The following is a 13,273-nucleotide window of genomic DNA, read 5'->3' as shown; positions in this document are numbered from 1 at the left end:
TAATCAGGAACGGTTGCGACGCGTTTCGCGCAAACGCGCATAGACCGCGATCCAGCGCGTCACGACTGCATCGAGAGAGTAATGGGTGATGATGCGCTCGCGATTGGCGACGCCGGTCGCGTGACGCGCGCTCGCGTCGGCGCGCAGATGGCGAATCAGGGCGTCGCCGAGCGCCTGCGCATTGCCTACCGGCACGAGCGTGTTGCCCGAGACGGCGCCCAGCAGTTCACGCACCCCTCCGCAGTCAGTCGACACCACGGGCAAGCCGCTGGCCATCGCCTCGCCAATCACGAGCGGCAATCCTTCCCAGGCGGACGACATTGCATAGACGTCCGCAGCACACATCCATTGCGCGATGTCGTTGCTACGCCCGAGCAGCGTAATCGCATGGGCCAGCCCGCGTGCGTCCACGAGCGCCTGCATGGCGCCGCGCAGCGGCCCGTCTCCGGCGATCGCGAGGCGTGCTTCGGGCACCGCCAGGAGCACGTGCGAGAACGCGTCGATCAGCGTCGGATAGTCCTTCGCTTCAACCATCCGGCCCGCCGCGAAGACGATGGGCGTCGCCGTCGAGGGCAACGTGGGCATAGCCGCGCGCCACTGCGACCGAACTTGCTCGTCCGGACGGTAGCGATCCGTGTCGATGCCGTTGGGCACGCTCACGATACGTTCCGCCGGCGCGGCGCGTTGCGCAACGAAGGCGGCCACCGCGTCACCGCTGACGTTCGTCGTCAAATCCGTCCACCGATCCGTCAGCCGATAGGCCAGCATCCGCAGACGTCCGCCTTCATTGCGGCTGTGCGCGCTTGTCACCAACACCGGCACGGGGCAAACCACCGCGCCACGCGAGCCAGCAGATTGGCATGCACCATGTGGGCGTGCACGACGTCGGGCCGCCACGCGCGCACGTGCGTGACGAGGCTTCGTAACGCACACGCGAGGGACCACGGCGTCTTGCCCGCCTTCAATTCAATGAGCGTGAGCCGCGGCGATTCCGGCAAGGCGATCGCACAGGTGCCCGTGAGCGAGATGAGTGCGACATCATGCCCGTGCGCGAGGAAGCCCCGGGCGAGATCGGCCACCTGCGTCTCCGCTCCCCCCAATTGCAGACCGGTGACGAACAGGAGAATCTTCATCGCGCGCTCCCCGGTGTCGAAACCCCCTCGGCCCATAGCGCTTCCCAACGCGCCGCGATGGCATCCGCGCCGAAGTCCCGCGCATGGGCGTAGCCCGCCAGGCCAAGTCTGCGTCGCAGGGAGGCGTCGCCGATCAGTCGTTTGAGCCCGCCAGCCAACCCCTCGATATCACCGTCGTCGATGATCAGACTGTCGACCTCGTCATGCAACAGCGCGCGGGGCCCCGCATCGGCAGCGTAGGCCACGATGGGCACCGCATATGCCTTGGCTTCAATTAACACGAGTCCGAAACTTTCACGTCGCGACGGGAGACAGTAGATCGCCGCCCGCGCATAGTGCTGCGCGATGTCGGCCACGGCGGGCAGCACCTGCACGCTGTCGCCGACCCCGATGTCGCGCGCTTGCGCGAGCAGCGCGTCGCGCTGCGGGCCATCGCCCACGATACGCACCTGCCAGCCAGGGGCGTCGCGGGCAATACGCGCCCAAGCGTCGATCAGGCGGTCGAAGCCCTTCTCCGGAACCAGGCGCCCGACGGCGAGAATGCCGCCCTCGCCGCTGGGCTCGGGAGGCTCGTCAGGGATCGCAAGGCCCAGCGGATTGGGTAGCGTGACGAACTGCGCTCGAGCGTGGGGATGATGCGTTCGCCACGCGTCGCGGTCGGCGTCGGTGAGCACGACCACGGCGTCGTACCGACGTGCCGCCAGCGCACGCGCCCATCGGCGGGCGCGTCGGCCTAGGTCGCTGGCGTAGGTGCTGTGCTCCCAGGCGATGCGTTGCAGCGGTAGTCCGATCGTGGCGGGCACGGTGTAGAGCGCGAGCATCGGATCGACGTCGATCAGCACATCGATGGCGTGCTCGCGCACATAGCGCCGCACCTGCCGGACGATGGAAACGTAGTGATGCTTGAACGCCAAACGCTCGGCGAACATCGCGTGATGCGCGACACCGGGCGCCAACGGGAAGACGGGCGTATGGCCCCACAACGACAGCACGTGCACGCGATGCCCGCGCGCCGCAAGCGCGTTCGCGAGCGTGGCCGTCGCGCGTTCGGCGCCGGCGAAGGCCGCGAGTGTACCCGTGAACAGGCAGAGGGTACGGCCGACGTGGTTGTTCGGGGAATGAGACAGCGTCATCGCATCAGTCTCGCCGGAGCAACCAGACGCCGAGCACCAGCGCGGCCGCATACCCCGCGCCGTAGCCAAATGCTCCGGCGAGTGCCCCGAAGTGCGGGGCCAGGCCGCGCACGACCGTAAAGGCCACCACGGCCGCACACAGCCACTTCGCGATGACCCAGCGTCCGGCGCCGCGACGAATCAGCGTGAGGTTCAGGGCGGCGTCGGCGAACACCAGAATCCCCATGAGCGCCGAGACGCGAAGAATTTGCGCCGACTCCGCGAACCCGGCGCCATAGATCAGGTGCACGATCCAGGGCGCCAGCAGCGCAATCGGCATCGCCAGGCAAGCGCCTGCGGCGACCATCAGCCACACCGCCCGCACGGTATTGCGTCTCGCGGTCGCATTGTCGAACGTCTGAAAGATCAGTTGCGGCGCGAGCGAATTCGCGATGATCGGCGCCACGAGCACGAAGTTTTCCGTGATCTGCATGGCGGCGGCATACGCGCCGAGTTCCGCGAGCGGGATGAGCGGCTTGAGCACAAGCTGGTCGATACGCTTGAAGAGGATCATGAGCATCAGGCCACCCCAGAACGTCATGCCGCTCGAGAGCAGGTCGACCAGCAGCGTGCGCCGCCAGATCACAGGCGTCTTCGGCGAATGCCTGAAGTAATACCGAACCAGCAGCGCGGCGGCCACGACGGCCTCGACGGCGTAGACGAGCGCGAACGCGGCAACGCCCGCGTGCGTCACGAACAGGAGCGCCACGAGGGCGAGTTTGACGCCGAGACCGCAGAGGTTGGCCGCGACGCTCGGCCGGTTGAACGTGCGCGCCTGCAACCATGCGATGACAATGCCGGCAGGCTCGCGGAACCAGAGCGCCACGCCGAGCCAGAGGGCAACGGCGACCAGCTCGGACTCGGCAAACCCGATGACGTAGATGGCCAACGCCGCGTAGGCGACGGCCGCCGCGGCCAGGCGCAGCACGAAAGCATGGGCGATGACCGTGCGTTGCTCTGCCTCGGTCTTGCCGACCAGTCGCGGCACCACGACCTCGCTGCCGCACAACAGCGTGAGGGACGCGGCGAGGAACACGAGCGATTGCGCGTACTGAAACAGGCCGAACTGCGCGGCGCCGAGACTGCGTGCCAGAAGCCCGGAGACGGCAATGCCACCGGCGATCTGCGCGCCGCGCTCGGTCAGCATCCAGAGGATGTTGCGAATGATGGTGCGATAGGGCATGTGGCGCTCGCGCGGCTCACTCGTTCTCAAGTCAAGATAAGCAAAACCGGCCTCGCGAGGCCGGTGCTGGGGGACGTCACACGCTTGTCACGATGCGCGGACACCGATTGTAGGCGATCATTGACAAGGGTTTGGGGGGAAATGCCGCAGTGCGGCGATGTCCCGTATAATTTTAGCGTAATGCAGCCGATCCCGGCCGGGCTTCCTGCCGGGATTTCACGTTTGCTGCGCGGCCGATGCTGGCTTTCCGGCCGACGCGCTTCGCCACTTCCGGTACGCATGGGGTTCGCTCAGGCGACACGCCCGGCCCCTCGCGTCGGATGACGACTTTTTCCCTCGTTTCCGAGAGATCCTCCCCCATGACGCAAACCACGCAAGTTTCACCTGCGATTTTCAAGGCATACGACATCCGCGGCATCGTCGGCAAGACCCTGGATGCCAACGTCGCGCACCTGATCGGACGCGCGTTCGGCACGGCGGTGCGTCGCGAAGGCGGCAACGCGGTCGTGGTCGGTCGCGACGGCCGCCTGTCCGGACCCGAACTGGTCGGCGCGCTCTCTGACGGCCTGCGCGCCGCCGGCGTCGATGTGGTCGATATTGGCGTCGTCGTCACGCCGATGGTGTATTTCGCGACGAATGTCACACTGCACGGCCGCATCGTCGACTCCGGCATCATGGTCACGGGTAGCCACAACCCGCCCGACTACAACGGTTTCAAGATGGTCTTGCGCGGCCGGGCGATTTACGGCGATGCGATTCAGGGCCTCGCGACGCTGATCGACCAGCAGGACTTCGAGACGGGGCAGGGCACGTACACGGCCGACGAGATCGGTGAATCGTATCGCGCGCGCATCGCGGGCGACGTGCATCTGGCGCGGCCGATGAAGATCGCCGTGGACTGCGGCAACGGTGTGGCGGGCGCGTACGCCCCGGCGCTGTTCCAGATGCTCGGCTGCGATGTCATCGAGCTGTTCTGCGAGGTCGACGGCACGTTCCCGAACCATCACCCGGATCCCGCCCATCCGGAGAACCTCCAGGATCTGATCCGCACGCTGCAGACGACCGATGCCGAGATCGGCCTTGCGTTCGACGGCGACGGCGACCGTCTCGGCGTAGTCACCAAGGACGGTCAGATCATCTATCCGGATCGCCAATTGATGCTCTTCGCCGCCGAGGTGCTGAGCCGCCATCCGGGCGAGAAGATCATCTACGACGTGAAGTGCACCCGCAACCTCGCGGATTGGGTGCAAAAGCACGGCGGCGAGCCGCTGATGTGGAAGACGGGGCACTCGCTGGTCAAGGCCAAGCTCAAGGAGACGGGCGCACCGCTCGCGGGCGAGATGAGCGGCCACGTGTTCTTCAAGGACCGCTGGTACGGTTTCGACGACGGCCTGTACACGGGCGCGCGTCTGCTTGAAATCCTGTCGAAGGCGGCCGATCCGAGCGCGGTGCTCAATGCGCTGCCCAACTCGATTTCGACGCCTGAGCTGCAGATCCCGCTGGCCGAAGGCGAGAACTTCGCGTTGATCGACAAGCTGCGCGAGACCGCCAAGTTCGACGGGGCGCGGGACATCGTCAAGATCGACGGCGTGCGTGTCGAATATGCGGATGGCTTCGGTCTGGCCCGTTCGTCGAACACCACGCCGGTCGTCGTGCTGCGTTTCGAGGCCGATAGCGATGCGGCCATCGCGCGCATTCAAGACGACTTCCGCCGCGCCATCCTGGCCGTCAAGCCCGACGCGAAGCTGCCGTTCTGAGGCGAGGCCTGGGAGTCCCAGCGCCGGGCAACCGGCGCGGGGCGTCTTAAGGGATGCCTGATGGGCGTCGAGTGGACGCCATAAGATACGCCGTAAGGGGACCGCTGCAAGAACGGCGCAATCAACGCTGTTCGGCGGGCCGGGTCGGGGTAAAATCGCGGTTTTGCTCACGAGGCCCGGCCGAACCGCCGGGGCGTGCGGTTGCAGGTTCTGATCGTCAAAGTCTCGTCGCTCGGCGACGTCGTCCATAACATGCCCGTCGTGCAGGATATTCTGCGCCACCATCCCGACGCCCAGATCGACTGGGTGGTGGAAGAGGGCTTCGTCGACCTCGTGAAACTCGTGCGCGGTGTGTGCCGGGTCATTCCTTTCGCGCTGCGCCGCTGGCGCAAGCAGCCGCTCGCGGCGCGCATCTGGCAGGAAATCGGCGCATTCCGTCGCGCCTTGCGCGAAACCCCTTACGACTACGTGATCGACACGCAAGGCCTGATCAAGACCGGCTGGATCGCGCGAACGGCGCGCGGCACCGTGTGGGGGTTGGGCAACCGGACCGAGGGGGCCAGTTACGAATGGCCGGTGCGTTACCTCTACCGGCATACCGTGCGCATCGAGCCGCACACGCATGTGGTTACGCGCTCGCGGCTGCTGGTGGCTGAAGCGATGGGGTTCAAGGTCTCGGACGAGATCGACTTCGGCATTGCCACCGAGCGCGCCGACCACAGCCAGTGTCCGGACTATCCGTATGCGGTGTTCGTGCACGCCACGTCGCGCGACGACAAAACCTGGCCGGAAGACGACTGGATTGCGCTGGGTCGCGATCTGGCGTCGCAAGGGTTGCGGATCGTATTGCCGTGGGGCAGTGCGGCGGAGCGCGAGGTCTCGCTGCGATTGGCCACCGCGCTGGGTGACGACGCCTGGGTGCCGCCGAAGATGAATCTGTCGCAGGTCGTTGGCCTCATCGATCGCGGCGCGATCACCGTTGGCGTGGATACGGGGCTGGTGCATATTGCCGCAGCGCTGAACCGTCCCACCATCGAGTTATACAATTTCAGCACCGCGTGGCGCACCGGCGGATTCTGGTCGCCGCGCATTGTCAATCTTGGCGACGCCGCGCACAAGCCAACGCTCGCGCAAGTCCGCGACGCCGTGCGCCAGCTCGCACCGTCGCTGCGGCCTGTGCCGAGCGGCGACGGCGCGCCCCGGGAGGACCGAAGCGCATGAGCCAAATGAATGAAAGCGGCCAGATCGTTACCGTGGATTCCGGCGACTGGCAGGCAGGGCAACTGTCGGTGCCGCGCGAGACGCTGGTGGCCGATGTGGAGGCCGGCAAGGTGCTGTATTTCCCGCACCTGGCTTTCGCGATCGATGCCGCGGAGCAGCGCCTGCTCGATCCGGCCATTGCCGATCCGAAGCGCAAGAACATCAGCCTCGATCCCAAGTCCGACGTGCTGGTCGGCGTGGCCGCCGACGACAGCACGCAGCGCGCCGTCCATGCGCTGGTCAAGCGTTACTACACGCAGGCGTGCAGCCTGATCGACGGTCTGTTGCCCGAGTATCGCGGCAAGTTGCGCGCGGCGCCCACGAGCCTGCGTCTGCATCGGGTTGAAACGCGGCAGACGTCGTGGCGCAAGGACGACAACCGACTGCACGTCGACGCCTTTCCGTCGCGCCCGAACTACGGCGAGCGCATTCTGCGCGTGTTCACCAACGTCAACCCGGCAGGGCAGCCGCGGGTCTGGCGTGTGGGCGAGCCGTTCGAAACGGTGGCCAAACGCTTCCTGCCGAAAGTGCCGACCCAATGGCCAGGCTCCGCGTGGCTGCAGAACGCGGTGGGCATCACCAAGCGCAAACGCAGCGGCTATGATCACATCATGCTGCATCTGCACGATGGCATGAAGGCCGACATGGACTACCAGCGCGACGCCGAACAGCAGACCATGCCGTTCCCGCCGGGCTGTGTGTGGATCTGCTTTTCGGACCAGACGTCGCATGCGGTGATGTCGGGCCAGTTCATGATGGAGCAGACCTTCTTCCTTCCCGCCGAAGCGATGGTGCACCCCGAGTGCTCGCCGCTGGCGGTTTTGCAACGTCTCACGCATCGGGCGCTCATCTGAATGTTGCTGCGTCTCGTTTATCGCGCGCTCTGGTGGATCGTCGCGCCGCTGGCAGTGGTGCGGCTATGGTGGCGCGGCCGCTTCGAGCCCGGATACCGTCGTCACATCGGCGAACGCTTCGGGTTTTACGACGCGCCGCCCTACACCGGTCGGCCGCTGATCTGGGTGCACGCCGTCTCCGTCGGCGAGACGCGCGCCGCGCAGCCGCTCATCGACGCACTGCTCGAACGTTACCCGTCGCACGGCATCCTGCTCACGCACATGACGCCCACCGGGCGCGCGACCGGGGAGACCCTGTTCGGTGATCGCGTGCTGCGCTGCTATCTGCCGTACGACATGGTCGGACCGATTCAGCGCTTCCTGAAGCAATGGCGGCCGAGCGTTGGCGTGGTCATGGAGACGGAAGTCTGGCCGAATCTGATCTTCACCTGCCGTGAGCGCGGCGTGCCGCTGGTGCTGACCAACGCGCGGATGTCGGCGCGGTCCTTCCGGCGTGCCGCGCGCTTCGGCGATGCGGCCAAGCCCGTCTTCGGCGGGTTCAGCCGCGTGTTCGCGCAGAGCGATGCGGATGCCGAACGTTTGCGCATGCTGGGCGCGAACGACGTCGACGTGATGGGCAACCTCAAGTTCGACATGACGCCACCGCCCGCGCAGCTTGCGCTGGGGGCGCGCTGGCGCGAACGTTTCGGCGAGCGCAAGGTCTGGCTGGCCGCGAGTACGCGCGACGGCGAGGAGTCGCTGGTGCTTCACGCGCGCGCCATGTTGGCGGCGTCCTCGGAGGTGGGGCGGCGTTCGTTGCTGGTGCTCGTGCCGCGACATCCACAGCGCTTCGACGAGGTGGCCGAGATGCTGGATCGAGTGCGAATTCACTACGTTCGTCGCAGCACATGGGCTGACGACGACACGCCGCTGCCCGCGGACGTCGATGTTGTTCTCGGCGATTCGATGGGTGAGATGGCCGCGTATTTCTCGGCGGCGGACGTCGCGTTCATTGGCGGCAGCCTGCTGCCGCTGGGCGGTCAGAACCTGATCGAAGCCTGTGCGGCGGGCACGCCCGTCGTCTTCGGTCCGCACATGTTCAATTTCACGCAGGCCAGCGAGAACGCATTGACGGCGGGCGCCGCGCGACGGGTAAGCGACGCCGGTGACCTCGCGACGGTACTGGCCGAATTGCTGGTCGACGACGACCGGCGGCTCGCGATGCGCACGGCCGCCATGCTGTTCGCGAAACAGCATCAGGGCGCGACCGCGCGTACCGTTACCGCGCTGGGGCGTTGGCTCGACGCGGGCCTTGCCGTCCCGCAGGACTGACGCCGCGCAGGTTCAGTAGGTCGGCATCGACGGGTCGACCTGGCGAGCCCAGGCATCGATTCCGCCGTCCAGATTGAACAGTTGGGTAAAGCCTTGTTGTTCCAGGAACATCGCGGCGCGAGCGCTGCGCATGCCGTGATGGCAGATGCACACGATCGGCGCTTCGGCGTCGAGTTCCGTCAGACGGGCGGGCACGTCGCCAAGCGGTACGTTCCGGCTCTCGGCGATGCGGCACGTCTGCACCTCCCAATCTTCACGCACGTCGAGAAGCGTGGGTTGGCCGCGCTCCCCGTCCGCGAGCCACTGGGCCAATTGCGCCGGTGTAATGTTTTGCATGATGGTCGTGTGTCGTTTGGGTCGCGGCCCAGCTCAGAACTTGAAGCTGGACGGCTTCGTCGCGACCAGATAGGCCACTTGCGTCTCGAACAGGTTTTCGCGGCGGTATTCGGTCTCGGACACGCGCGTGATGAGCACGGCTTCCATGACCGGGCTACCCCCGATGAACGCTGCCAGACGGCCGCCAACCTTGAGTTGATCGAGGAACGCCTGCGGCAGTTCGACCAGCGCGCCCGAAATGGCGATCACGTCGTAGGGCGCGGCGGCGCTCCAACCTTGCGCGCCGTCGGCGTTGACGACTTCCACGTTGGTCACGCCATTGGCACGCAGCGTCTGCTGGGCCGTCTGGGCGAGATTGGCGTCGAACTCGATGCTCGTCACGTGGTGCGCATTGTAGGCCAGCAGCGCGGCCATATAGCCCGACCCCGTGCCGATTTCAAGCACGTTCTCATGCTTCTTCGGCGCGAGCGCTTGCAGAATGCGCGCTTCCACACGCGGAAACATCATGTGCTGGCTCTTGTCGGCAATCGCTGCGCCCGGCAGCGGCAGTTCGACGTCGGTGAACGCGAGTGCGCGCTGGGCCGTCGGCACGAATTCCTCGCGCTTGACGAGCTTGAGCAGATTGAGCACTTCTTGGTCGAGCACATCCCAAGGACGGATCTGCTGCTCGATCATGTTAAAGCGGGCCTGTTCGTAATTCATTTCGATTACCGTGGGTAGTAGGCAAACACAACCCGGCATTTTACCAGTTCCGGGCGGTAGTCATGTTACTGCGTGAACTTTTGTCGCCGCGACGTCGTCGGCCGCCCTGGCCACGCGATGCAGATAGGCGCCGCACATCGTCGCCATCTGATCGGCGATCTGGCTGGCGAGCGTCGCATAACAGGTGCCTGCGGGCGCGCGATTCTCCAGAATCGCCTTGATGGGCCCGGTCATCGAGTTCAGGAACACGAACGCGACGGTCTCGGGATCGTCGAAATGCGCGTTTTGCGCCGTTTTCAGCATAGCGACGACAGCCACGTGCATGCGCGTGGACGCCCCCGCAAACACTTCCCGCCCATCGAGATCTTCCGAGAGCCGGTACAGCGCCTGGGCTTCTTCGATGTCCGTCATCTTCGCGCCGACATACGCCTTGGCGAGCGTCTGCGCCATCGTTTCCAGCGGCTGGGCGTGCGAGGCCAGACAGGTCGCCTCCACCGTCTCGACGATCCGGTCGATGTGCCGCTCGAGCACCGCATAGAGCAGCACCTGTTTGTTCTGGAAATACTGGTACAGCGTGCCCACCGACACGCCCGCCCGTTCGGCCACACGCGTCGTGGTCAATTGACGCCCGCCATCGAGCAGCAAAACCTGAAGCGCCGCTTCGAAAATGGCGTCGATGGTGACCCGCGAACGCGCCTGCTGCGGCGTCTTACGGGGCGTTGCGGGGCCTCGGCTGTCAGGTTTCATATGCGAATGGAAAAACTGAAGGATTCTTCATAAACTCGATGCTAACAAATTTGCGTGCGGCCGGGCGCAACACGACAGGTCAATCGACGGGAGCAGGGATGAAACGGGACGCCATCGAGAATACGGTGCGCGCGGATGCCGAACGCCATCTGGGACGTGTGGCGCTGGTCACGGGCGCGACCCGGGGTATTGGGCAGGAAGTCGCGCGGGGGCTGGCCGAGGTGGGCATGACGGTGCTGGTGGGCGCCCGCGAACCCGCGAAGGGCGACGAGGTGGTCGAGCCGTTGCGCAAGGCGGGTTTTCAGGCAGAGACGCTCGTGATCGACCTGCTGCAGCCCGAGACGTTGCATGCGGCGGCCTATCGGATTGGCCGCTACTACGGTCGACTTGACCTGCTGATAAACAACGCGGGCGTGACCGATCCGCGCGACGACGCGCCTGAGAAAGCCTCCATCGAAGCCGTCGAGCGGGTGTTCGCGACCAATTTCTTCGGCACCTTGCGCGTCACGCAAGCCATGCTGCCGTGGCTCGCGCGCTCCGCGCGGGCACATATCGTCAATGTGTCGAGCGGCCTGGGCTCGCTGGCGCACAACAACGATCCGGCGTGGGAGCATGCGGCGTTCCGGCAGATCGGGTTCAACGCATCGAAGGCGGCCTTGAACATGCTGACGGTGCAGCTCGCGCAAACCTTGCGTGAGACATCGATTACGGTGAATTCGGTCGATCCGGGCGCGCCCGCGGATCTGACGGTCGATGCGGCCGGCAAGCGTGCGCGGCAGGGGGTGGCCCAAGGCGCGCGCAGTGTGCTGACGCTGGCGCTCGGCGAGCGCGGGCCGGTGACGGGCGGCTTCTTCGACGGCGCGGGCCGCTTGCCGTGGTGAGCGTCATGCAGTGTCGTCCTCACTGCGCGGCCTGCTGCATCGCGCCTTCCATCTCGACGCCCATTCCCGGCATGCCGAACGGCAAGCCGGCGAACACCCGTTGCGTGCAACTGGACGACGAGGACCGTTGCCGGATTTTCGGCAGCCCGCTGCGTCCGGCGGTCTGCGGATCGTTGCAGCCCTCGGCCGAGATGTGCGGGAACGATCGTGCGCGGGCCATTGCCTGGCTAACGCAGCTCGAAACGATGACCGCGCCGGCGACGCCGTAGTGGCGCGCCGCATGCGAATGCTATAGTCGCGCGTGTCGGGCGCCGGGCGCCCAGTCGCGGACTTTGTCATGCCGGGTAGTGCTCATCCAGATCAGCGAATTCGTCAGCAGTGCGATGGGCTTGCGTCGCAGGACATCTCGTGCTTCCCGTGCCGCCTCACGCGCCGCCGTTGGCTGACGCTTACCGGCGCGACGGCGCTTGCCGCCGGGCTGGCTGCCTGTGCGGGATTGCCGTTCGGCAACGACTACACCTTCTCCGAAAGCCAGTTGCAGCGCGCGCTCGAACGCAAGTTTCCGTTCGACCGTCGCGTGCTGGCGGTGCTCGACGTGAACCTCTCGCATCCGCGTCTGACCTTGCTGCCGGAGCGCAATCGTCTGGCGGTGTCCGTCGACGCGACGGTGACGCATCCGTTCGGTGGCGCGCCGCTCACCGGCACGCTCGCCATCGACAGTGCGCTTGCGTACGACCCGGCGACGATGTCGATCGTGTTGCGCGATCCGGAAGTCGAGACGTTCACCATCGACGGATTACCCGAGCGCTGGTCGCGCCAATTGAACGCCGCCGGGGCATTGATTGCGACGCAATTGCTGCAGGACGCGCCCCTCTATAAGTTCAAGCCCGAGCAACTCAGCGTTGGCGGCGTGGCGCGTCAGCCCGGCGCGATCACCGTGCGCTCGCATGGCGTGAACGTCAAACTCGATGCGCGCTGACGGCGTCGTCCGACGCGGACTGCCCCATCGCGCTCGCCCCCCGTTTTCCCGTTATTCGCGATTCGCAATTTCTCAGGAACTCATTGCATGGACTTGTTGCTGGCGTTCAAAGCCCTCATTCTCGGTGTCGTGGAAGGTCTGACCGAGTTTTTGCCGATCTCCTCGACCGGACACCTGATTTTGGCGGGCAGCCTGCTCGACTTCAACGACGAGAAGGGCAAGGTCTTCGAGATCGTGATTCAATTCGGCGCCATTCTTGCGGTGTGCTGGGAGTATCGCGAGAAGATCGTGCAGGTCGTGGCCGGCCTCGGCAGCGATGCCAAGGCGCGTCGCTTCGCGGTGAACGTGATCGTCGCGTGCCTGCCCGCCATCGTGCTCGGCCTGTGGCTCGGCAAGCACATCAAGGCCGCGCTGTTCAACCCCACCGTCGTCGCCACGGCGTTTATCGTCGGTGGCGTGGTCATCCTGCTGGTGGAGCGGCATAACCGTCGCAACACCGAAGCGGGCAAGCGCCCGCGCGTCAATTCGATGGACGACCTGTCGGTCGCCGACGCGTTGAAAGTTGGCCTCGCGCAGTGTCTCGCCCTCGTGCCGGGCACGTCGCGCTCAGGGGCGACGATTATCGGCGGCATGATGTTCGGGCTCGAGCGCAAGGTGGCGACCGAGTTCTCGTTCTTCCTCGCCATCCCGATCCTGTTCGGCGCGACCGTGTACGAGCTCTACAAGGCGCGCGCAACGCTGTCGGTCGACGACCTCAGCCTGTTCGGCATTGGCTTCATTGCCGCCTTCATCAGCGCCTTCATTTGTGTGCGCTGGCTGTTGCGCTACATCGCGTCGCACGACTTCACGGCGTTCGCCTGGTATCGCATCGTGTTCGGTCTAGTGGTGCTGGCGACGGGCTACAGCGGATGGGTGGTCTGGGCCGACTAAGAAAAAGGGGCACCGTGTGGTGCCCCTT

General features: G+C 65.7%; 15 protein-coding genes. 8 read left to right on the top strand and 7 right to left on the bottom strand.

The window, feature by feature from the left end:
- Positions 1-3 precede the first annotated feature (3 nt).
- The 4 genes from DRB87_RS19205 to DRB87_RS19190 are packed head-to-tail and all read right to left on the bottom strand — an operon-like array spanning position 4 to position 3,488.
- A complete protein-coding gene (locus DRB87_RS19205; RefSeq protein ID WP_130027025.1) occupies positions 4-768 on the bottom strand; it encodes a glycosyltransferase in 765 nt (254 codons plus the stop codon).
- 38 nt (positions 769-806) lie between these two features.
- The gene (locus tag DRB87_RS19200) at positions 807-1,133 is read right to left on the bottom strand and encodes a glycosyltransferase (RefSeq protein ID WP_165385367.1); all 327 of its coding nucleotides are present in this window, start codon (positions 1,131-1,133) and stop codon (positions 807-809) included.
- Positions 1,130-2,266: a glycosyltransferase family 4 protein gene (locus DRB87_RS19195; protein ID WP_165385366.1), complete on the bottom strand. Its 1,137-nt coding sequence runs from the start codon at positions 2,264-2,266 to the stop codon at positions 1,130-1,132. The genes DRB87_RS19200 and DRB87_RS19195 overlap by 4 nt, the downstream gene beginning before the upstream one ends.
- A gap of 4 nt (positions 2,267-2,270) precedes the next feature.
- Complete coding sequence (locus tag DRB87_RS19190) at positions 2,271-3,488, bottom strand: oligosaccharide flippase family protein (RefSeq protein WP_130027022.1); 1,218 nt, start codon at positions 3,486-3,488, stop codon at positions 2,271-2,273.
- A 359-nt stretch (positions 3,489-3,847) separates the two neighbouring features.
- Between DRB87_RS19190 and DRB87_RS19185 the strand changes: the two genes are divergently transcribed.
- From DRB87_RS19185 to waaA, 4 genes are all read left to right on the top strand, one after another.
- The gene (locus DRB87_RS19185) at positions 3,848-5,245 is read left to right on the top strand and encodes a phosphomannomutase/phosphoglucomutase (RefSeq protein ID WP_130027021.1); all 1,398 of its coding nucleotides are present in this window, start codon (positions 3,848-3,850) and stop codon (positions 5,243-5,245) included.
- Positions 5,246-5,497: 252 nt separating this feature from the next.
- Entirely contained in the window at positions 5,498-6,466 is a 969-nt protein-coding gene (gene waaC, locus DRB87_RS19180) for a lipopolysaccharide heptosyltransferase I (protein WP_240756337.1), read from the top strand.
- Positions 6,467-6,471: 5 nt separating this feature from the next.
- Positions 6,472-7,359 carry a Kdo hydroxylase family protein gene (locus DRB87_RS19175; RefSeq protein WP_130027975.1) on the top strand — a complete coding sequence of 296 codons (888 nt, stop codon included), beginning with the start codon at positions 6,472-6,474 and terminating at the stop codon, positions 7,357-7,359.
- A gap of 3 nt (positions 7,360-7,362) precedes the next feature.
- On the top strand, positions 7,363-8,670 hold the full coding sequence (gene waaA / locus DRB87_RS19170) for a lipid IV(A) 3-deoxy-D-manno-octulosonic acid transferase (RefSeq protein ID WP_165385454.1): 1,308 nt from the start codon (positions 7,363-7,365) through the stop codon (positions 8,668-8,670).
- 12 nt (positions 8,671-8,682) lie between these two features.
- On the opposite strand, the gene DRB87_RS19165 is transcribed toward waaA, so the two are convergent.
- From DRB87_RS19165 to DRB87_RS19155, 3 genes are read right to left on the bottom strand one after another with little or no spacing between them, the layout of a single operon-like run.
- Positions 8,683-9,006 carry a rhodanese-like domain-containing protein gene (locus tag DRB87_RS19165; protein ID WP_017232120.1) on the bottom strand — a complete coding sequence of 108 codons (324 nt, stop codon included), beginning with the start codon at positions 9,004-9,006 and terminating at the stop codon, positions 8,683-8,685.
- 33 nt (positions 9,007-9,039) lie between these two features.
- Complete coding sequence (locus tag DRB87_RS19160; protein WP_130027019.1) at positions 9,040-9,708, bottom strand: protein-L-isoaspartate O-methyltransferase; 669 nt, start codon at positions 9,706-9,708, stop codon at positions 9,040-9,042.
- 60 nt (positions 9,709-9,768) lie between these two features.
- Positions 9,769-10,455 carry a TetR/AcrR family transcriptional regulator gene (locus tag DRB87_RS19155; RefSeq protein ID WP_130027018.1) on the bottom strand — a complete coding sequence of 229 codons (687 nt, stop codon included), beginning with the start codon at positions 10,453-10,455 and terminating at the stop codon, positions 9,769-9,771.
- Positions 10,456-10,553: 98 nt separating this feature from the next.
- On the opposite strand from DRB87_RS19155, the gene DRB87_RS19150 reads away from it, so the two are divergent.
- The 4 genes from DRB87_RS19150 (at position 10,554) to DRB87_RS19135 (ending at position 13,245) form a co-directional block, all read left to right on the top strand.
- Entirely contained in the window at positions 10,554-11,336 is a 783-nt protein-coding gene (locus tag DRB87_RS19150; protein ID WP_165385365.1) for an SDR family NAD(P)-dependent oxidoreductase, read from the top strand.
- A 5-nt stretch (positions 11,337-11,341) separates the two neighbouring features.
- Entirely contained in the window at positions 11,342-11,605 is a 264-nt protein-coding gene (locus tag DRB87_RS19145; RefSeq protein WP_130027016.1) for a YkgJ family cysteine cluster protein, read from the top strand.
- Positions 11,606-11,673: 68 nt separating this feature from the next.
- Positions 11,674-12,315 carry a DUF1439 domain-containing protein gene (locus tag DRB87_RS19140; protein ID WP_130027015.1) on the top strand — a complete coding sequence of 214 codons (642 nt, stop codon included), beginning with the start codon at positions 11,674-11,676 and terminating at the stop codon, positions 12,313-12,315.
- Between the two features lie 87 nt (positions 12,316-12,402).
- Positions 12,403-13,245, top strand: a complete 843-nt coding sequence (locus DRB87_RS19135) for an undecaprenyl-diphosphate phosphatase (protein WP_130027014.1) — start codon at positions 12,403-12,405, stop codon at positions 13,243-13,245.
- Positions 13,246-13,273: the final 28 nt, after the last annotated feature.

The sequence above is a fragment of the Pandoraea sp. XY-2 genome (genome assembly GCF_004193915.1).
In the GTDB taxonomy this organism is placed as follows: Bacteria; Pseudomonadota; Gammaproteobacteria; order Burkholderiales; family Burkholderiaceae; genus Pandoraea; species Pandoraea cepalis.
Note: the sequence above shows the minus strand (reverse complement) of the source record. Positions and strands in the feature narration are given on the sequence as shown.

What these genes read in the sequence shown, in the direction of transcription:
- DRB87_RS19190 (WP_130027022.1), bottom strand. Translation starts at nt 3,488, where the DNA reads ATGCCCTATCGCACCATCATTCGCAACATCCTCTGGATGCTGACCGAG.
- DRB87_RS19205 (WP_130027025.1), bottom strand. Translation starts at nt 768, where the DNA reads ATGCTGGCCTATCGGCTGACGGATCGGTGGACGGATTTGACGACGAAC.
- DRB87_RS19195 (WP_165385366.1), bottom strand. Translation starts at nt 2,266, where the DNA reads ATGACGCTGTCTCATTCCCCGAACAACCACGTCGGCCGTACCCTCTGC.
- DRB87_RS19155 (WP_130027018.1), bottom strand. Translation starts at nt 10,455, where the DNA reads ATGAAACCTGACAGCCGAGGCCCCGCAACGCCCCGTAAGACGCCGCAG.
- DRB87_RS19150 (WP_165385365.1), top strand. Translation starts at nt 10,554, where the DNA reads ATGAAACGGGACGCCATCGAGAATACGGTGCGCGCGGATGCCGAACGC.
- DRB87_RS19140 (WP_130027015.1), top strand. Translation starts at nt 11,674, where the DNA reads ATGCCGGGTAGTGCTCATCCAGATCAGCGAATTCGTCAGCAGTGCGAT.
- DRB87_RS19160 (WP_130027019.1), bottom strand. Translation starts at nt 9,708, where the DNA reads ATGAATTACGAACAGGCCCGCTTTAACATGATCGAGCAGCAGATCCGT.
- DRB87_RS19145 (WP_130027016.1), top strand. Translation starts at nt 11,342, where the DNA reads ATGCAGTGTCGTCCTCACTGCGCGGCCTGCTGCATCGCGCCTTCCATC.
- DRB87_RS19165 (WP_017232120.1), bottom strand. Translation starts at nt 9,006, where the DNA reads ATGCAAAACATTACACCGGCGCAATTGGCCCAGTGGCTCGCGGACGGG.
- DRB87_RS19200 (WP_165385367.1), bottom strand. Translation starts at nt 1,133, where the DNA reads ATGAAGATTCTCCTGTTCGTCACCGGTCTGCAATTGGGGGGAGCGGAG.
- DRB87_RS19135 (WP_130027014.1), top strand. Translation starts at nt 12,403, where the DNA reads ATGGACTTGTTGCTGGCGTTCAAAGCCCTCATTCTCGGTGTCGTGGAA.
- DRB87_RS19185 (WP_130027021.1), top strand. Translation starts at nt 3,848, where the DNA reads ATGACGCAAACCACGCAAGTTTCACCTGCGATTTTCAAGGCATACGAC.
- DRB87_RS19175 (WP_130027975.1), top strand. Translation starts at nt 6,472, where the DNA reads ATGAATGAAAGCGGCCAGATCGTTACCGTGGATTCCGGCGACTGGCAG.
- waaC (WP_240756337.1), top strand. Translation starts at nt 5,498, where the DNA reads ATGCCCGTCGTGCAGGATATTCTGCGCCACCATCCCGACGCCCAGATC.